This is a genomic window from Paraburkholderia sp. J11-2, assembly GCF_905220185.1.
GTDB lineage: Bacteria > Pseudomonadota > Gammaproteobacteria > Burkholderiales > Burkholderiaceae > Paraburkholderia.
On the sequence record NZ_CAJMYY010000040.1, the window covers coordinates 1 to 19,345 of the forward strand.

Annotated in this window: 14 protein-coding genes; 9 read left to right on the top strand and 5 right to left on the bottom strand. The window is 64.5% G+C overall.

The annotated features are described in order from the left end of the window. Positions 1–94: 94 nt before the first annotated feature. Complete coding sequence (locus U5A57_RS36920; protein ID WP_321916803.1) at positions 95–1,108, bottom strand: LysR family transcriptional regulator; 1,014 nt, start codon at positions 1,106–1,108, stop codon at positions 95–97. Positions 1,109–1,275: 167 nt separating this feature from the next. Between U5A57_RS36920 and U5A57_RS36925 the strand changes: the two genes are divergently transcribed. The 3 genes from U5A57_RS36925 (at position 1,276) to U5A57_RS36935 (ending at position 5,569) form a co-directional block, all read left to right on the top strand. Beyond that, on the top strand, positions 1,276–3,495 hold the full coding sequence (locus U5A57_RS36925) for an FUSC family protein (protein WP_321916805.1): 2,220 nt from the start codon (positions 1,276–1,278) through the stop codon (positions 3,493–3,495). Positions 3,496–3,624: 129 nt separating this feature from the next. Further along, a complete protein-coding gene (locus U5A57_RS36930; protein WP_158759427.1) occupies positions 3,625–3,846 on the top strand; it encodes a hypothetical protein in 222 nt (73 codons plus the stop codon). A gap of 196 nt (positions 3,847–4,042) precedes the next feature. After that, the gene (locus tag U5A57_RS36935) at positions 4,043–5,569 is read left to right on the top strand and encodes an acetyl-CoA hydrolase/transferase family protein (RefSeq protein ID WP_321916807.1); all 1,527 of its coding nucleotides are present in this window, start codon (positions 4,043–4,045) and stop codon (positions 5,567–5,569) included. A gap of 87 nt (positions 5,570–5,656) precedes the next feature. Here U5A57_RS36935 and U5A57_RS36940 read toward each other — a convergent pair whose 3' ends face one another. Both U5A57_RS36940 and U5A57_RS36945 read right to left on the bottom strand, forming a co-directional pair. Further along, positions 5,657–5,908 carry a GlsB/YeaQ/YmgE family stress response membrane protein gene (locus tag U5A57_RS36940; RefSeq protein WP_321916894.1) on the bottom strand — a complete coding sequence of 84 codons (252 nt, stop codon included), beginning with the start codon at positions 5,906–5,908 and terminating at the stop codon, positions 5,657–5,659. A gap of 186 nt (positions 5,909–6,094) precedes the next feature. Beyond that, positions 6,095–6,802, bottom strand: a complete 708-nt coding sequence (locus U5A57_RS36945; RefSeq protein ID WP_321916809.1) for an MgtC/SapB family protein — start codon at positions 6,800–6,802, stop codon at positions 6,095–6,097. A 217-nt stretch (positions 6,803–7,019) separates the two neighbouring features. Here U5A57_RS36945 and U5A57_RS36950 point away from each other — a divergent pair, with 217 nt between their 5' ends. The 6 genes from U5A57_RS36950 to U5A57_RS36975 all read left to right on the top strand — a co-directional run bounded on the left by U5A57_RS36950 (position 7,020) and on the right by U5A57_RS36975 (position 16,605). Further along, complete coding sequence (locus U5A57_RS36950; protein WP_321916811.1) at positions 7,020–8,066, top strand: LysR family transcriptional regulator; 1,047 nt, start codon at positions 7,020–7,022, stop codon at positions 8,064–8,066. A 265-nt stretch (positions 8,067–8,331) separates the two neighbouring features. Then, positions 8,332–11,541: an efflux RND transporter permease subunit gene (locus U5A57_RS36955; protein WP_321916813.1), complete on the top strand. Its 3,210-nt coding sequence runs from the start codon at positions 8,332–8,334 to the stop codon at positions 11,539–11,541. A 19-nt stretch (positions 11,542–11,560) separates the two neighbouring features. Further along, complete coding sequence (locus U5A57_RS36960) at positions 11,561–12,808, top strand: efflux RND transporter periplasmic adaptor subunit (RefSeq protein ID WP_321916814.1); 1,248 nt, start codon at positions 11,561–11,563, stop codon at positions 12,806–12,808. 2 nt (positions 12,809–12,810) lie between these two features. After that, complete coding sequence (locus U5A57_RS36965) at positions 12,811–14,340, top strand: efflux transporter outer membrane subunit (protein ID WP_321916896.1); 1,530 nt, start codon at positions 12,811–12,813, stop codon at positions 14,338–14,340. A 139-nt stretch (positions 14,341–14,479) separates the two neighbouring features. Further along, positions 14,480–15,169, top strand: a complete 690-nt coding sequence (locus tag U5A57_RS36970) for a heavy metal response regulator transcription factor (protein WP_042265081.1) — start codon at positions 14,480–14,482, stop codon at positions 15,167–15,169. Continuing rightward, on the top strand, positions 15,166–16,605 hold the full coding sequence (locus U5A57_RS36975; protein ID WP_321916816.1) for a heavy metal sensor histidine kinase: 1,440 nt from the start codon (positions 15,166–15,168) through the stop codon (positions 16,603–16,605). Before U5A57_RS36970 ends, U5A57_RS36975 begins: the two co-directional genes overlap by 4 nt. Positions 16,606–16,635: 30 nt before the next feature. Here U5A57_RS36975 and U5A57_RS36980 read toward each other — a convergent pair whose 3' ends face one another. Together U5A57_RS36980 and U5A57_RS36985 are read right to left on the bottom strand one after the other, a co-directional pair. Beyond that, positions 16,636–17,727, bottom strand: a complete 1,092-nt coding sequence (locus U5A57_RS36980; RefSeq protein ID WP_321916818.1) for an AI-2E family transporter — start codon at positions 17,725–17,727, stop codon at positions 16,636–16,638. A 105-nt stretch (positions 17,728–17,832) separates the two neighbouring features. Then, on the bottom strand, positions 17,833–18,990 hold the full coding sequence (locus U5A57_RS36985; protein WP_321916820.1) for a metallophosphoesterase: 1,158 nt from the start codon (positions 18,988–18,990) through the stop codon (positions 17,833–17,835). Positions 18,991–19,345 lie beyond the last annotated feature (355 nt).

Below are 19,345 nucleotides of genomic sequence, written 5' to 3' on the forward strand. Positions count from 1 at the left end.
GTCGTGAAAGAACGCGACACGCCAGGCGCCAGGCAGGAAAAAAGCCGTCCATTGGACGGCTTTTTTGCTTTAGCCAGCTTTAGCAATCAAAGTCTTATTGCGCCGCCTTCTGCACAGCCGCCGCGACCGCGGCGTCCTTCGCCAAAGCAGCATCCTCTGCGACATCCGAGAGTTGCTCCTGCGTCAGCTCCTCGAGCAGCGCCAGGTCGCGTTCGATGACTTGCGGAAGATGCGCGCGCAAGAATTCCACCCACGTCTTTGTTTTCGCGTCGACGAACTTGCGCGACGGATAAAGCGCGTAGACGTTCGTCTTCTGCAGCTTGTGCTGCGGCAGCACGCGCACGAGCGTACCGTTACGCAGTCCTTCGATTGCCGCGTAGACCGGCAGCATCCCAATCCCCATCCCCTCGCGTATCGCCACTGCGAGGGATTCCGCGATATTCACCTGCACGGGGCCGTCCACGTGCATTTCGACGCTACCCTCGGGTCCGTCAAGCGTCCATTCGTGCGCTGGAAACGCCGGTGATTTGAGAATCAGACAGTCGTGATGCGATAGATCGGCGGGTGAGCGCGGTGCGCCGTGCGTATGCACATAACCAGGCGATGCGCACAGAATGCTGTACGTCGAGCCCAACTGGTGCGAAACAAGATCGGAATTCGGTAGTGACGACGCCGTGACCACCGACACATCGCTGCTGCCCTCGAAAAGATCTGGCATGCGTTGCGAGAGCGTCAGTTCGACGGTGACCTCGGGATGCAGTGCGCGATAGCGCGAAATCGCCGGCAGGACGTACTGTTGACCGATACTCGCGAAGCTGTGCATGCGCAGCGCGCCGGCCGGGCGTTCGTGTGCGCAGCTCGCTTCTTCTTCTGCACTATCGACGTCCGCGAGAATCTGCGAGCAGCGCTTCAGATACCGCTCGCCGGCTGGCGTGAGCGCAAGCCGGCGCGTTGAGCGATTGAGCAGACGGGTGCGCAAATGCGCTTCGAGTTCCGATACCGCGCGCGACATTGCGCCGGTGGTCGAATCCAGCGACTGAGCCGCTGCCGTGAAGCTGCCCGCTTCTACGACGCGGACGAACACCCGCATGTTTTGTAACGTATCCATCAGACCTTCTTGACCTTCTTGTTCGGTGCAGAAACGATATTGTCCGCCTCTCGGGGCGCGTCATTGTTGAGTGATCTGGAACGGAGGTTCCCCGCGCGTCCCATTAATGCGGCGCAATGACGCTCCTACAATCGGCCCCTGTCCTCGAAACAGCCCGAGCGTTTGTCATGAGCCGCCAGCCTGCGATACATCGAGCGTTCGACTCGCGTCGGCGCGCGGAAATCATATGGCGCGCCGCCAGACGGGCGCTGCGCGACTGGCAGGCCACCGATGGCGCGATCTGGATTCATCTGCTGAAAACGGTGGCGGCCGGCTTGCTTGCCATGGGCATTTCCATGCTGCTGGATTTGCCGCAGCCGCGAATCGCGATGACCACGGTCTTCGTCCTGATGCAGCCGCTCTCCGGCATGGTGTTCGCCAAGAGCTTCTATCGCATCGTCGGCACCGCGGTGGGAATGATTGCAGCAGTCGTGCTGGGCGCCGTGTTCGTCCAGCAGCCCGAGCTTTACATACTCGGGATGACGGTGTGGGTGGCTGCCTGTACGGCTGCCGCCATGAGGAATCGCCATTTTCGCTGGTACGGTTTCGTGCTCGCCGGCTACACGGCGGCGCTGATCGGCATCCCGCTAGTCATGCAGCCCAACGGTCTCTTTCTCGCCGCGTTAGGACGCGGCGCCGAAGTGGCCGTTGGCATTCTTTGCTCGGGCATGGTCAGCGCAGTGATCGTGCCCCGGCAGTCGGGCTCGCTGCTCGATCGCACCCTGCGCGCCCGATATCTCAATTTTACTGCGTTCGCCGCGGCGGTGTTGGCAGGGCGGCTCGAAAGGGGCGCGTTCGAAGGGCGATTCGCGAGTCTCGTCGACGATGTCGTCGGTTTCGAGGCGACGCGCGCTTTCTCATTCTTCGAAGATCCGACCATGCGCGCGCGCAGCGGCCTGCTTTCGCGCCTGAACTCCGAATTCATGGACGCCTGCGCGCGGCTGCACGCGCTGCGCCAGTTGCTCAAAAGGCTGCATTGGAGCGACGCGGCGATCGCACCGCTCGCGCCATATTTCGGCGAGCTTGCCGCGCTGCTCGCGCAACGGCCGAGCCGCAACGAAAGCGATCGCGCCTATACGCGGCGGCTCGCCGACGGGCTCGAAGCCTTCCAGCGCACGCTGCCGCGTCACGTGCGCGAGACGCGGCGGCCGCTCGAACATACGCTTCCCGACGCGCTGCCCGACTTCGACACCTCGGCTGAACTCATCTATCGCTTCACGACGGAGATCGTGCGCTACAGCCGCACGTGGGCATCGCTCATGGACGCGCGTCCTGCGCAGGAGCCGCGCGGCGCGCGCTACGTGCCTCGCACGAGCTGGTACGTGGTGGCGTTCACCTTCGTGCGCACGGCCGTGGTGGTCGCGGCGCTGGGCTGGTTCTGGGTCGAGACGGACTGGCCGAGCGGCGGCCTCGCGATGATCGCGGCCGCGCTCACGTGTGCGCTCACCTCGTCGTCGCCGAACGCGTCGCGCATGGCCGTGCAGATGGCGGTCGGCGCAGTCTTTGCCGCCGTGACGGGCTATCTCTTCACCTGCTACGTCTATCCCAATGTCGATGGCTTTCCGTTGCTCTGCGCGACGCTCGTACCCGTGCTCGCCATCGGCGCTTTTCTTGCCACGCGCTCGCGCATCGCGGGCTACGGCGTCGGCTTCTCGGTGTTCTTCTGCTTGCTTGCGGGTCCCGACAACGTGATCGTCTACACGCCGGATCTGCTGATCAACAACGGCATCGCCGTCGTTGCCGCGATGCTGGTTGCCTCGCTCGCATTCGCAGTGGTGTTTCCACCGCACATGAACTGGCTCGTCGAGCGTATGTGCGTGTCGTTGCGCGGGCAGGTCGTGCTGGCCTGCCATGGGGAACTGAAAGGCCTCGGGCAGCGCTTTCAGTCCGGCACGCACGATCTGATGCACCAGTTGCGGCTCCTGCTGAACGGGCGCCGCCAGGCGCACCGGCGCGCGCTGCGCTGGATGCTCGTGACGCTCGAAGTTGGGCATGCCGTGGTGGATCTGCGCAACGAGGCGCATGCGGCAGCGTGGTTCGACCGTCATGACGCGCGCTGGCCTGCCGCATTGGAGCGCGTGCAGGAGGCTATCGCGCATCTTTTCGAGAGCCCGGACGGAACCTCGCTCGACCACGCGCTCAGTGCCGTGCGCGCGGCGACCTGGATCGCCCAGGAAGCGCTCGCGACGGTGCATCACGAGCGAGAGAGGCGGCACGCGGTGCAGCGTCTGTTGAGCCACCTGCACTTCATCCGCAGCGCGCTGCTCGACCGCGATGCGCCGCTCGGGCCGCTGGCGCACCGTGCACGCCGCACGCGTGCGCCGCGCAGATCGTTGAAAACACAATGAAAAAGCAGGCGCGCGCGATCTTGCTGCAGTCTGGAAATATGCCTTCCACCCCGCCTTCTTAATCAATTCGACCGTGAGTCATATAGTCACATCACTGCTTCGCAGTACCCGTTAGCACTGGAGAGTAAAATGAAGTCCGTGAAGATCGCTGTTGTTGCCTGTTCGCTGTTTGCCGCCGCCGCTGCTTATGCACAGAACGAAGCACCGGCAGCGAGTGTCCCTCAGCAGGTCGCGCAGTCCGCTGCTCCTCAAGTAGCGCAAGCGCCCGCGCACCGCGAAATCGTCAAGCCGGCAAAGAAAGATGAATGCGTCGGCCCGGTCAGCTTCTGCAATATTTATTTCGGTAGCTGAGATCGAGATCACGCCCGCCATGTGCAGGCGCACGCCGACATCTTGTGCCGCGACGCCTTCATATGGGTGCCGCGGCTTTGCGCATTGTGGCTGCGCGAAACACTGCAACAGTGTTTTGTGAAACTCGCAGTGCACGACCGCCGATGCAAGACCTGAGAATAGGCACCAGGCGATCAGAGAGTTTGTGGAGACTGTGATGTACGAAGACCGTATTCGTTGTGCCGCCTTGCGCGGGAAAATTACTTCGGCTGCCGAGGCGGCTCAACTCGTGCGCAATGGCATGCGCGTTGGCGCGAGCGGCTTCACGCGCGCGGGCGACACGAAGGCCGTGCCGATCGAACTGGCGCGCCGCGCGCGCGAAGAGAAGGAGCCGCTGCGCATTACGCTGATGACGGGCGCCTCGCTCGGCCACGACGTCGACCGCATGCTCACCGAAGCCGGTGTGCTCGAGCGCCGTTTGCCGTTCCAGGTCGACTCGACGCTGCGTAAGGCAATCAACCGCGGCGAGGTGATGTTCGTCGACCAGCATCTTTCGGAAACCGTCGAGATGCTGCGCGCGAACCTGCTCGGCAAGCTCGATCTCGCGATCATCGAAGCCGCCGCGATCACGGAAACCGGTGCGATCGTGCCCACCACTTCGGTCGGCAATTCGGCGAGCTTCGCGATTCTCGCGGAGAAAGTGATCGTCGAGATCAACCTCGCGCAGCCGCTCGCGCTCGAAGGCCTGCACGACGTGTGGATTCCCGGCCGGCGCCCGCATCGCGATCCGCTGCCGATCGTGCGGCCGCAGGACCGCGTGGGTACGACCGCCATCGAAATCCCGCCAGAGAAGATCGCCGCCATCGTCATCACGAACGAGTCGGACAGCCCTTCGACCGTGCTGCCCGCCGATGAAGAAACCGCGCGCATTGCCAGCCATCTCATCGAATTCCTGCAGCACGAAGTGAAGCATGGCCGCATGAACGCGCAATTGCCCCCGCTGCAGGCCGGCATTGGCACGATCGCGAATGCGGTGCTCTCGGGCTTTGTGGATTCGCCGTTCGAAGCGCTTACGATGTACTCCGAAGTATTGCAGGACTCGACTTTCGATCTGATCGATTCCGGCAAGATGGTCTTCGCCTCAGGCGCCTCGATGACGCTCTCCGCACAGCGTCAGGCTCAGGTGCTTGCCGAACTCGACCGCTATCGCGACAAGCTCGTGCTGCGTCCGCAGGAAGTGAGCAACCATCCCGAAGTCATTCGCCGTCTCGGCTTGATCGCACTGAACACCGCGCTCGAATGCGACATCTATGGCAACGTGAATTCCACGCACGTGGGCGGCACGCACATGATGAACGGCATTGGCGGCTCGGGCGATTTCGCGCGCAATGCATCGTGCGCGATCTTCGCGACCAAGGCGATTGCAAAGGACGGCCGCATTTCGAGCATTGTGCCGATGGTGCCGCACGTCGATCACAACGAGCACGACGTGGACGTGATCGTGACCGAACAAGGTCTGGCCGATCTGCGCGGTCTCGCGCCGCGCGAACGTGCAAACCTCGTGATCGAGCGCTGCGCGCATCCGCTCTATCGCGACCTGCTGCGCGACTACTATCGCGACGCCCTCAAGATCGGCGGCCAGACACCGCACGATCTCGCGCGTGCGTATGAAATGCATCTGCGCTTCAATCAAACGGGCTCGATGCTGCCCGAAGCGACGGGCGGACTCGCATCGAACGCATAATCGCGGGAGCGATCAAAAGCAGTACACAAAATAAAAACGGGAGCACCGGCAACGGTGCTCCCGTTTTTCATTGATAGCGCGGATTCGCTACGCTCGTCTAACCAACCGGATGATGAAGAGCAGAATGACCGCACCGACAATGGCGGTGATGATCGAACTGATGATACCGGCGCCGATATGAATGCCGAGCACCCCGGCAAGCCAGCCGCCGATGAACGCGCCGACAATGCCGACGATGATATCGATGAACAATCCGAAGCCGCCGCCCTTGACGAGGACGCCAGCGAGCCAGCCTGCGATTGCGCCGATGATGAGCCAGGCAATGATGCCGTGTTCCATATGAATAGACTCCCCTTGTTGGCGTGAAAGAATCACGGTGAATGCAGCTTAGTCCAAGGGCGAATAAGCGTCCATGCAACGCGGCCAGAATTGACAGTTCTTGAACTCTGTCGCGGATAGTTTTAAAAAGCGCAATAAATTAGAAATGCAATCGTAAGGAATCCGAGCCGATGCCATGCGCAATCGTCATTCGGGCGCGATTTCGGGTTCCGCAGCCGTCCAGCTCACGCTGGACACGCCTTTCTCCATGCTCAGGCGGCTCGCCATGAGTTCGAGCTTCGACTGGTACTTCGGATGCAGGCGCATCGTTGCCGTCACGCGCAGGCGCGGCGGATCGCCGGCCAGGTCCTCGCTCGTGAGGCTTTGAAATGAAAGCGGCGTGGAGTACAAAGAATTTGAAAGCAACGTGCGGATATGGACTTCGTCCTCTTCGCGGCAAACCACGGTAAGCACATAAGCGCGCACGAGATCCGCATTCGAAACGGGCGATGCGTTGATGATGCGGCTCACCTCGCGCAGCACGGTATTCGTGAGCAGCACGACGACGGTGCCGGCCACCGCCGGGCCGTAATGACCTGCGCCGCACAGCACCCCCACGGCCGCCGAACACCATAGCGTCGCCGCAGTATTGATGCCCTGAATCGAGCCCTTCTCGCGCATGATGACGCCACCGCCCAGAAAGCCCACGCCAGAAACCACATAGGCCGCAATTTGCGTGACGCCGGTCGAGCCATTGCCGGTCAGCACGCCGAGCGTGACGAACAAGCACGCGCCGCTTGCCACGAGCGTGATGGTGCGCAGACCGGCCGTGCGTTGGCGAATCTGGCGTTCGAGGCCGATGGCGACGCCGCAGGCGAACGCCGCGAGAAGGCGCAGGGCGAATTCGAGAGTCATCGTTTTGTCATGAAAACGCAGGGCGGCCGCACGCCTTGCGGCTCTCGCGCAAGCGTGGCGGGTACATCGGGGGCCCGTGGATCATACGCGGGACGGGGCTTTGCGCCAAGCTGTCCGCGCCGTCATGTTCGAGTCAGGATCTGGCCACGGCTCGTAGGCGAAACTAGTTTCATTCGTGTGGAGATGGGAAGGCAGGCCGAATGAACGGGAGTTTCTGATGGATACGCTGCGCAATATGCGGGTCTTCGTGCGAGTGGTGGAGTCCGGCAGCTTTACGCGCGCTGCGGCGAGCGAAACGATGACGACCGCGCAGGTCTCGCGCGCGGTCACCGACCTCGAATCGCGGCTGCGCACACGGCTCCTTAACCGGACCACGCGGCGCATGTCGATGACAGAAGCGGGCGAGCGCTACTTTCAAAGCTGCAAGCGCATTCTCGCCGACATCGAGCAGGCCGAGGCCGAAGCCGCCGCGGCGCACGCGAACCCCGCGGGCAAGCTGCGCGTGTACGGCGGCACGAGTTTCGGGCAGCACTATGTGATGCCGCTCATCGCGCGCTATCAGCAGCATTTGCCGGAGGTCTCGGTCGATCTCACCATCGCGCAGCAAATGCCCGACATCATCGAGGAGGGCTTCGATGTGGCGGTCGTGGTGGCCGCCGAGCTCGAGGACTCCGCGCTGATCTCCCAGCATCTGGGCAGCACCGCCGCGATTCTCTGTGCTTCGCCGGCGTATTTGCGCATGCGCGGCGAGCCGCAATCGTTCGACGACCTCGAGGCGCATACCTGCCTGCATCTGACTGACGCGAGTCTGCCCGCCGGCCAATGGGTTTCCGAGGGACCGCTCGGCGAGACCTTCCGGCATACGGGCGTGACGCCGTTCCAGGTGAACAACCCCGAAGCGCTCGCGCTTGCCATACGCGAAGGCATGGGCATCGGCCCGCTGCCGGTGCCGGTGGCGCTGCCCGGGCTTGCCGACGGCACCCTGGTGCGCGTGCTGCCCACGCACACGCTGCAAAAGCTCAATATTTACGCGCTGTACGCTTCGCGCCGCTATCTGGACGCGAAGATCCGCACCTTCGTCGAGTTTTTACGCGAGAAGGTGCCGCTCGTTCTCGCCGAACAGGAGGCCGCGCTCGCCACCTGTGACGAGCCGCCGCTTCGCGAGATGGAGGCGCACACGGGGCCGCGAGGTACGCGTGCGCGCAGCGGCCGTGGCCGCGCTCACAACGCGCACGACCTGGAGCGCCTGCGCCTCGTGAATTGAAGCAGTGAACTGAAGCAGTTAAAGAACGGCTCGCGAAGCGCGCGGCTGTTACCGGGCGTTTCGCGGGCGGCTTTTCAGGCGCTTCGCGACGCTGCAGCGGCGATCTATCTGCGTTCCCGTACGCTTTCGCGCGCCTCGCGCGTTGCCTGTCAATTTCGCCATATTGGCGCCAGCAAACTGCCACCGCCATTGCCTATGATGCGGCACCCGCTGGATGAATGCGTCCTCGTCTCAACCCCTCGCCTGAGTTGTCCGAAACACTGACATGTGGATTGTCAATCTCGCGCTGAAGCGACCGTACACGTTTATCGTGATGGCCATCATGATCGTGCTGGCCACGCCGTTCGTGCTTATGTCGATGGCCACCGACGTGCTGCCGAACATCAACATCCCGGTCATCAGCATCATCTGGTCGTACACGGGCTTTTCCGCGAAGGACATGGCCGACCGCATCACTTCGGTCAACGAGCGCAGTCTCACGACCACGGTGAGCAACATCGAGCACATCGAGTCGCAATCGCTGCCGGGCATCGCCATCATCAAGCTGTTCCTGCAGCCGGGCGCGAGCCTGCAAACGGCGATCGCGCAGGCCGTGGCGTCGGAGCAGGCGCAGGTGAAGCAGATGCCGCCCGGCGCCACGCCGCCGCTCGTCATCAGCTATTCGGCCTCGAGCATTCCGGTGATCCAGCTCGGCCTCTCCAGCAAGTCAATGAGCGAGCAGGCGCTGGCCGACATCGCGATGAACTTCCTGCGCCCGCAGCTCATTACGATTCCCGGCGCGCAGGTGCCTTACCCGTATGGCGGCAAGACGCGCGTGATCTCCGTGGATCTCGACACGCGCGCACTCATTTCGAAGGGCCTCACGCCCGCCGATATCGTCAACGCAGTCAACGCGCAGAACCTCATTTTGCCCACGGGTACGGCCAAGCTCGGGCAAACCGAATATCGTGTGGACACCAATGCGTCGCCCGATACGATCGCGGGCCTGAACCGGATTCCCGTGCAGACGGTGAACGGTGCGACCACCTATCTCGGCGACGTGGCGCACGTGCGCGACGGCTTCACGCCGCAGACCAACGTCGTGCGCCAGGACGGCCAGCGCGGCGTGCTGCTGTCGATCCTCAAGAGCGGCGACGCATCGACGCTGCAGGTGGTGGGCGTACTCAAGGACCTGTTGCCCAAGGCGCGCGACACGCTGCCCGCCGACCTTGTTGTCAAACCGCTCTTCGACCAGTCCGTATTCGTTTCCGCAGCCGTGCAGGGCGTGGTGCGCGAAGCGCTCATCGCTGCGGCGCTCACGGCGGCGATGATCCTGCTCTTTCTCGGCAACTGGCGCAGCACGCTCATCATCGCGGTGTCGATTCCGTTGTCGATTCTCTCCTCGATCATCGCGCTCTATGCGCTTGGCGAGACCATCAACATCATGACGCTCGGCGGCCTCGCGCTCGCGGTCGGCATTCTGGTTGACGACGCAACGGTCACGATCGAGAACATCGAACGGCACTTGCATCTGGGCGCGAAACTGCACGACGGCATTCTCGAAGGCGCGGGCGAAATCGCCGTGCCCGCGCTCGTTTCGACGTTGTGCATCTGTATCGTGTTCGTGCCGATGTTCTTCCTGACGGGCGTGGCGCGCTTTCTTTTCGTGCCGCTCGCGGAAGCCGTGGTGTTCGCGATGATCGCGTCGTACATCCTCTCGCGCACGCTCGTACCGACGCTCGCCATGCTGCTGTTCGAGGGCCACGATCCCAGCGCGCATGCGCAGCGCGCGCAAGGCTCGTTCTTCTCGCGCATTCACTGGCGCTTCAATCATGCATTCGAGCGCGTGCGCGCCAATTACATCGCGCTGTTGAGCCTGCTGCTCTCGCGCCGTAAGCTTTTCGGCGGCAGCTTCCTCGCGTTTTGCCTGCTGTCGCTCGTCCTTGTGTTCTTCCTTGGCCGCGACTTCTTTCCCTCGGTCGATGCCGGCAACATTCGCTTGCACATGCGCGCGCCAACGGGCTTTCGCATCGAGGAAACCGCGCGCCTCGCCGACCAGGTGGAGCAGGTGGTCCGCGACGTGGTGCCGCCCGATCAACTCGATACGATCGTCGATAACCTCGGGCTGCCCTATAGCGGCATCAATCTCTCGTACAGCAATGCGGGGACGATGGGCACGCTCGACGGCGAAATCCAGATCGCGCTGAAGCCCGATCACGATCCCTCCAGCACGTATATCGACAAGTTGCGTGCGTTGCTGCCGCAACGGTTTCCGGGCGTCGAGTTCTTCTTTCAGCCCGCGGACATCATCACGCAGATTCTGAACTTCGGTCAGCCCGCCGCAATCGACGTGCAGGTGGTGGGTGCGAATCTGAATCAGGACATGGCGCTGGCGAGCACGCTGCTCAAGCAGGTGCGGCAATTGCCGGGCGCCGTGGATGCGCACATCGAGCAGCGCAACGACGAACCCGCGCTCACGCTGGCGATGGACCGCTCGCGCATGCAGCAGCTGAACCTGAGCCCGCAGAACGTTGCCCAGGACGTGCTGATCGCACTTTCGGGCAGCACGCAGACCTCGCCCGCGTTCTGGGTGAGTCCGCAAAACGGTGTGGAATATCCGCTCACGGTGCAAACGCCGCAGTATCGCGAAACCTCGATGAACGAACTGATGGGCACGCCCGTTTCCGCGCACAGCACGAACGCCAATGCGCCGCTGCAGCTGGTGAGCAATCTCGTGCAGCTCAGGCCGCATAACGGGCCCGCCATCGTCACGCACTACAACATCCGTCCTGTGATCGACCTGCTCGTGAGCGTGGAGGGCAGCGACCTCGGCTCCGTTGGCGCGAACATCAACGACATCATCCGGCATGTGCAGGCGCACGCGCCGCGCGGCACGACCATCACCATGCGCGGGCAGATCGGCACGATGCGTTCGTCATTCGTGGGACTCGGCGTGGGCATTGCGATGGCGGTGGTGCTCGTGTATCTGCTCATCGTCGTGAACTTCCAGTCCTGGGCCGATCCGCTCATCATCATCAGCGCGCTGCCCGCCGCGCTCGCGGGCATCGCCTGGATGCTGTTCATCACCGGCACGCACCTGAGCGTGCCCGCACTCACGGGTGCGATCATGACCGTGGGCGTGGCGACCGCGAACAGTATTCTCGTGGTCTCGTTCGCGCGCCAGCGTCTCACCGCGGGGGCTACGCCGCTCGCCGCCGCGCTCGAAGCGGGGGCCACCCGCATACGCCCGGTGCTGATGACGGCGTTCGCGATGATGATCGGCATGGTGCCGATGGCGCTCGGCCTCGGCGAGGGCGCGGAGCAGAACGCGCCGCTCGGACGCGCGGTGATCGGCGGGCTACTGTTCGCTACGGTCTCCACGCTATTGTTCGTACCCCTGATGTTTGCGACCGTGCATACGCGGCTCGCCCAGCGCACCGCCGCGAAGCGCGAGCGCGAGGCGCAGCGCCGTGGTGCACGCGGCGATACCCGTTAAGTCACAATTGGCCGAAGACATGAACGAACCCCACCACCATTCATCTCTCGACATCACCGTCGGCGGCGAGCAGGGCATGGACCTGCCGGCGCGCGGCCAGGCGGGCAAGCGCGCACGCTTTGCGGTGATCGTGGTCGCGCTGCTGCTCGCGGCAGGCGCCACGCGCACGATCGTCTCGAACCTCATGAATGCGCACCATCTCGCCGATGTCACGAAGCAGAACGCGAAGCAGTACGTGAGCGTCGTGCAACCCGTGGCGGCAGGCGCGGACGGCCGCATCGTGCTGCCCGGCACACTGCGCGGCTATGTCGAAGCGCCGATCTACTCGCGCGCGAACGGCTACGTGCGGCGCTGGTACGCCGATATCGGCGCGCATGTGCAACAAGGCCAGTTGCTCGCGGAGATCGACACGCCCGAGATCGACCAGGAACTCTCGCAGGCGCAGGCGCAGCGCGATCAGGTCGCAGCGACGCTCGCGCTCGCGAAGACCTCGTTCGATCGCGCGCAGCAGTTGCGTCAGCGCGATGCGGTCTCGCAGCAGGAACTCGACGACCGCCAGGGCGCGTTCAACACCGGCCAGGCGAATCTCGCCGCCGCCGACGCGAACGTGCGCCGCCTCACGGAGATGAAGTCGTTCCAGCGCATCGTCGCGCCGATCACGGGCATCATCACGCAGCGCAACGTCGATATCGGCGACCTCGTGAATGCGGGCAATGGCGGTGCGGGGCATGCGCTCTTTTCGATTGCGCAGTCCGACCCGCTGCGTCTCTATCTCGACGTGCCGCAGACCTACGCGCATCAGGTTGCGGTTGGCCAGCACGTGAGCGTGACCGAGCAGGAGTTGCCGGGTGTGACGTTCGACGGCACCGTTACGCGTACGGCGCAGGCGATCAACGTCGCCACGCGCACGCTGGAGGCCGAAATCTCGCTGCCCAATCACGACGGCAAGCTGCTGCCCGGCGCCTATGTGCAGGCCGCCTTGCAGACCGATGCGAAGGGCGTGCTCACGGTGCCGGGCAACACGCTGCTGTTCCGCTCGGAAGGCCCGCGTCTTGCGGTTGTCGATGCGGATGGCAAGGTCAAGCTCAAGGCGGTGGAAATCGCGCAAGACCTCGGGCAGACGCTCGAAATCAGTGGCGGGCTCGATCCGACCGATCGCGTTGTGCTCAACCCGAGCGATTCGATTGCAGATGGCGACAGCGTCGTCGTGGTCGCGCCGAACAAGACCGAATCGGCGCGTGAGGCCGCCAGACGGAGCGCGACGTGACGATGTGGCCAAAAACGCGGCAAAACGCGCGGCAAACCGTGCTGCCACGTCCGCGCGCTTACTTCACGGCGCTCGGCGCGATCGGTCTCGCGGCCTGCACCGTGGGCCCCGACTACCACGCCCCGCAAACGCAGAGCCCGACGGCGTGGCGCGTCGATTCCGCCGATTCATACTGGCACGCGGCGCAGCCTTCGCATGCGCCGCTCGATCCACAATGGTGGAAGGCCTTCGACAACCCCGAGCTGGACGGTCTGGAAACCGCCGCGCTCGCCGAGAACCAGACGCTGCGCGTGGCCGCCGCGCACTACGCTCAGGCGCGCGCCACGCTCGCTTCGGTGTCGTCGCAGCAAAGCCCGCAGGTCGGCCTCGACGCGGGCCTCGCGCGCGAGCGCATTTCCGCGAACCGGCCGCTCACGAACTACGCCACGCCCAACACGTCGACCGTGCAGAACCAGGTCACCGTTGGCGCGACCGTGAGCTACGAGCTGGATCTGTTCGGGCGCATCCGGCGCATGGTCGAGTCGGCGCAGGCTTCGACGCAGCAGGCCGGCGACGATCTCGCCAACGCACGTCTCGTGCTCACCGCCGAACTCGCCACCGACTACTTCGCCATGCGGGAACTCGACAATGAGATCGACGTGGTGAACCGCTCGGCGCAACTGCAGCAAAAGGCGCTCGATTTCGTGACCGCGCAGCACGATCTCGGCGCGGTTTCGGGCCTCGAGCTGCTGCAGCAAAAAGCGCAGCTCGCCGCGACGCTGACCCAGGTGCATTTGCTCGAAAATCAGCGCCAGCAGGAGCAGAACGCCATTGCCGTGCTGGTCGGCCGGGCGGCGCCCGAGTTCGCGATTGCGCAGAAGGTCACGACGCTCCCGGTGCCGGCGCTTCCCACGGGCCTGCCGAGCGAGCTGCTGCAGCGGCGCCCCGACGTGGCTTCGGCCGAGCGTGCGATGGCCGCGGCCAATGCGCAGATCGGCGTCGCGCGCTCCGCGTATTTCCCGGACATCACGCTTTCGCCCACGTTCGGTTGGGAATCGACGCGCTTTGGTGGCCTGTTTTCCGTACCGAGCCTGATGTGGTCGGTGGGCGCGACGGCCAGCGAGGTGCTGTTCGACGGCGGCAAGCGCGCGGCGGGCGTGGATTTCGCGCAGGCCGGCTACGAGTCGGCGCAGGCGACTTATCGTCAGACCGTGCTCACCGCGTTCCAGGAGGTGCAAAATGCGGTAACGGGCCTTTCGGTGCTCGAGCGCGCATCGACCGATGGCCAGGCGGCCGTGGACGACGCACGCAAGTCCTTCGATCTCGCCAACGACCGCTATCAGGGCGGCCTCGTGGCGTTCATCGACGTGCTCAACGCGGAGCAGCAGTTGCTCACCAGCGAGCGCCAGGAGGTGCAGATTCAGGGCCAGCAGGTCGCCACCGTGGTGTTTCTCGCCAAGGCGCTGGGCGGCGGCTGGAGCGCCGGCGACCGCGAGATGGCATGCAGCGCGGGTACGTGCCGCGAAGTGCCGAAGGCCGAGGGTAGAGGCTAAGCGGTATGCAAGGACTGAAAGCGGGGCATATAAGCGGGCTTGAGCGAGCCCGGCACCAGGGTATATAACAGCGCGCAACGGCGGTCACGAGCCGCAGCGGCCGGAACCGCCAGGGCAGCGCGCGAAGAGGAGGGCGGGCATGAAAGTATTGGTTATCGAAGACGAGCGCAAGGTCGTGGACTATTTGCGCAGCGGACTCACGGAACAGGGCTGGGTCGTGGACGTCGCCATGGACGGCGAGGAAGGCGCGTGGATGGCCACGGAATACGACTTCGACGTGATCGTGCTCGACGTCATGCTGCCGAAGCTCGACGGCTTCGGCGTGCTGCGCGCCGTGCGCACGAAGAAGGACACGCCGGTCATCATGCTCACCGCGCGCGACCGCGTGGATGACCGCGTGCACGGCCTGCGCGACGGCGCCGACGACTATCTCACGAAGCCGTTCTCATTTCTCGAACTCGTCGAGCGGCTGCGCGCGCTCACGCGGCGCGCACGCACACAGGAATCCACGCTGATTTCGGTGGGCGATCTGCAGGTGGACCTCATCAGCCGCCGCGCGACGCGCGACGGCGTGCGTCTCGATCTCACAGCGAAGGAATTCCAGTTGCTTTCGGTGCTCGCGCGGCGGCGCGGCGAAATTCTTTCCAAGACGCTGATCACCGAGCTGGTGTGGGACGTGAATTTCGAAAGCAACGCGAATGTGGTGGAAACGGCGATCAAGCGGCTGCGCGCCAAGCTCGACGGCCCGCATGCTGCGAAGCTGCTGCACACCATACGCGGCATGGGCTACGTGCTCGAAGTGCGCGAGGAAGGAGGCCAGACGTCATGAAACGCTCGATCTCGCTGCGGCTTTCGGCGATGTTCGCAGCGGTGTCGCTCATCGTGTTCACGCTCACGGGCGCGGGTCTCTTCTTCCTGATGCAGCGCCAGCTCTTCAACGAGTTGCGCGAAACGCTCGATACGCGCGCGCGCATTGCGAGCCTGATCGTCTCGCACGCACCGGACGTGCAGAAGTGGGCCTTCGTGCAGGAAAAGCTGCGCGACCTCTCGCCTGCGGACAGCCGCATGCACTACTACGTCGAAGGCCCCGATCCGCGCTTTCGTTTCGGCACGCCCATCGTCGGCAAGGTCACGGGTAACGTCGGACCGAACCATGTGCTCGTGCGTCCGCCCGATTGCAGCTACGACATCATCACGACGACCTTTATCGTGCCCGCGAGCGGCGACCGGCCCCAGGTGAAACTCGTGGTCGGCAGCGACTGCGTGCGCACCGAAGGCATGTTGCGGCGCTTTGGCATTGCGCTCGGCGTGCTGATCGCGCTCTCCACCATCGCGGTCGCGTTGCTGAGCCGCGCGGTCACGCGCTTCGGGCTCGCGCCGCTCACGCGCCTCTCGCGCGAGGCCGCGCAACTGAGCCCGTCGAACCGGCGCCAACGGCTGCATTCTGACGAGCTGCCCGAGGAATTGCACGAACTCGCCACGTCGTTTAATGGTGCGCTGGAGCGTCTCGACAAGGCCTACGAGCGCCTCGAATCGTTCAACGCCGACGTGGCGCACGAGTTGCGCACGCCGGTGAGCATCCTGATCGGGCAGACCCAGGTGGCGCTCACGCGCGACCGTTCGGTCGAGCAGCTGCAACAGACGCTGCAATCGAATCTTGAGGAATTCGAACGATTGCGTGTGATCGTGAACGACATGTTGTTCCTCTCGCGCAGCGACCGCGGCGAACGCGCGACGGACCTGGCAGAAGTGTCGTTGCGCTCGGAGATCGAACGCATGCTCGATTTTCTGGAAATGCCGCTCGAAGAGGCGCAACTGCGCGTGGAAGTGCAGGGCGACGCGCGCGCATGGGTGAATACGTCGCTGATTGGCCGCGCCGTGAGCAATCTGTTCGTCAACGCGATCCAGCATTCGCAGCCCGGCACGACGCTGCGCGTTACGGTCGCGCCGCAGAGCGGTCATGTCGAGATCGCCGTTTCGAATCCCGGCGAGCCGCTCGACCCCGTGACGCGCGAGCATATTTTCGACCGCTTCTACCGCATACAGGAAGCGCGCTCGAACAGCCACGAAAATCACGGGCTCGGGCTTTCGATCGTCAAGGCCGTGGCGGAAATGCACGGCGGCACGGTGTTCGTGCGCAGTGCGGACGGCGTCAACACGTTCGGGTTTTCGGTGGCCGTGGACGGCGTCGAAGCGCCCGAAGCACCCGTTGCCGGTCTCTCGCGCCAGGGCCGCGCCGGTGTGCCGCTGCACGTCTCGCCCTGACGTTGCTCTGAAGCTGTCCTCTAGCGGCGCTTACACGGGCTCGTCTTCCACGGGCGCGCTCTCGTTTTCGATGTTGTGCTGGTCTTTGCGCAGCAAGTCCCAGCAACTGATGAAGAGCGCGGCAATGAGCGGCCCGATCACGAAGCCGTTGATGCCGATGAGCGAGATGCCGCCGAGCGTCGAGATCAGCACGACCCAGTCGGGCAGGCGCGTGTCCTTGCCTACGAGCACGGGCCGCAGCACGTTGTCCACGGTGCCGATCACGACGGAGCCGAAGACGATGAGCCCGACGCCCTTCGCTACCGCCCCCGTGGAGAGGAAGTAGATCGCAATGGGCCCCCACACGAGCGCTGCGCCCACGGCGGGCAACAGCGAGAGCAGCATCATCACGAAGCCCCACAGCAACGCGCCCTGAATGCCGAGCACCCACAGCGCGATGCCGCCCAGACCGCCTTGCACGACCGCCACAGCCACGTTGCCCTTGACCGTGGCGCGGATCACCGTCGTGAACTTGCGCATGAGATGCAGCTTGTGCTGCTCGTCGAGCGGAATGGCGTCGCGCACGAGCCGCGATATTTCGCGGCCGTCGCGCACGAGGAAGAAGAACAGATAGAGCATCACGCCGAAGCTCACCAGAAACTGCAGCGTGTTCTGCCCGAAGGAAAGCGCGCGCGTGGCGACGAACTGGCTGATCTGCGCGGCGCCCGCCGAAAGGCGCTGCTGCAGCCCCGGCAGATCCATGAGGTCGTAGCGCGCGAGCAGGTTCTGAATCGACTCGGGCAGGGCATGAACGATCTGCGTGAAGTACGCGCCGACGTCGAGACTGCCGCCGCGCACCTGCTGATACGCCGAGGCGACCTGCTGCACCAGCGTGGCCGTCACGAGCGTGAGCGGAAAGATCACGATGACGAGACAGATCGCGAGCGTGATGAGCGCGGCGAGATTGCGCCGCCGCCCGAGGCGCGCGACGAGCCGGCGCTGCACCGGCTGGAAGATCAGCGCGAGTATGGCGCCCCAAAGCACCGTGCTGAAGAACGGCGCAAGAATGAAGCACAGCGCAATCGACACTGCGAACAGCAGCAAATAGAACGATGTCTGGTGAAGGTGCTTGTTGCCTTCCATGTGCGATGAATTCCGGTTAAAGCGTTCTGGCGGACGAACGGCGGCATCGCCGGATGATACCGGCAAGACCATGCAGGCCGTGGGGCGCAGCGTGCCCGGCGGCTTTTACCTGGCGCCCACGAGCCGTACCTGCGTGATTTCCGAAGGCGCGCCAAGGCGCTTGGGCGGCCCCCAGTAGCCCGTGCCGCGGCTGGTGTAGACCCATAGGCTGCCGAGCTTTTCGAGGCCCGCTGTGAACGGCTGCTGCAGCCGCACGAGGAAATTCCACGGGAAGATCTGGCCGCCGTGCGTGTGGCCGGAGAGTTGCAGCGTGAAGCCCGCGTCGGCGGCGGCGTGGGCCGTGCGCGGCTGGTGCGCGAGCAGCACGCGCGTGTTGACGTCGGCGGGCGCGTCGCGCAGCGCCGCCGCCGGATCGCTGCGGTGCGCGGGATCGAACTGGCCGCCCGTGAAGTCGGTCACGCCGGCCAGCACGAGCCGCGCGCCGCCATGCTCGATCACCACGTGCTGATTCATCAGCACCGTGAGGCCGATGCGGCGGAACTCGGCAATCCACGCGTCCGCGCCCGAGTAGTACTCGTGGTTGCCGGTCACGAGATACACGCCGTGATGCGCATGGAGCTGGCCGAGCGGCGCGGTGTGCCTGGCGAGATGCGCCACGCTGCCGTCGACCACGTCGCCCGTAATGGCGACCACGTCGGCGTCGAGCTGGTTCACGGCGCGCACGATTGCGTCGACATAGCCGTGCTTGATCGTCGGCCCGACGTGGATATCGCTCAACTGCACGATGGTGAAGCCGTCGAGCGCGGCGGGCAGGCCGCGAATCGGCACCTCGACGTTGCGCACGCGCGCGCGCCGCCGCGCGTTGAAGAAGCCGAACCCGGTAGTGAGGAACGCAAGCGCGATCACGGCGGCGGCGCTCACGATGCGCCAGCCGGCGAGATCGATGGCGTGGGGCCACAGGGCTTCCACGGTCATGGCCGAGGCGAGCACGATGTCGCGCGCGATCGTCAGCATGAGCAGCGACGAGAAGAAGCCCATGGCGAGCATGCCGATCCAGGCGAGGCGGTCGCCGAGCGGCTGGCGCTTGAAGCGCCGCGCGAGCAAGCCAGGCGGGATGAACAGCACCGACAGGACGAGCCACAGCACGGCGAGCCATTTGCCGGCGGCGGGCACGGGCAGGTCGGGAATCAGGCGAAAGCCGACATAAGCGTGCAGCAGCACGCCAATGGCGATGAAGCGAACCAGAAACGAGAGTCGGGGCATGGCGGCGCGAACGGATGGGAGCGGACCGGCGTGAAGCCAGACCAACGAGGCCCGGCCGAAAACCCGGCGAACGGAGCAGCGCAGGTAGCTGCGTTGCATTCTACCGGCGCAGCAGACTTCGTGCCGCCAGGCGGCGGCGGTGAGTGGCTGCGCATGCCGCGATGCGTCATGAACCGGCCCGTCAACATCGCATCGATATCGCTTCAACATACATGCATGCGTGTATGCATCGGCGTTGGCGCTTGGTCTCTTACGCGTGTGGCAGTGCGGCATTTCCCTGGATTGCCAGGGCGATCGCAGTCGTCGCACTATGTTCTCGTGGGGCCGGGCACACTCTATTAAACGTCCATTGAAT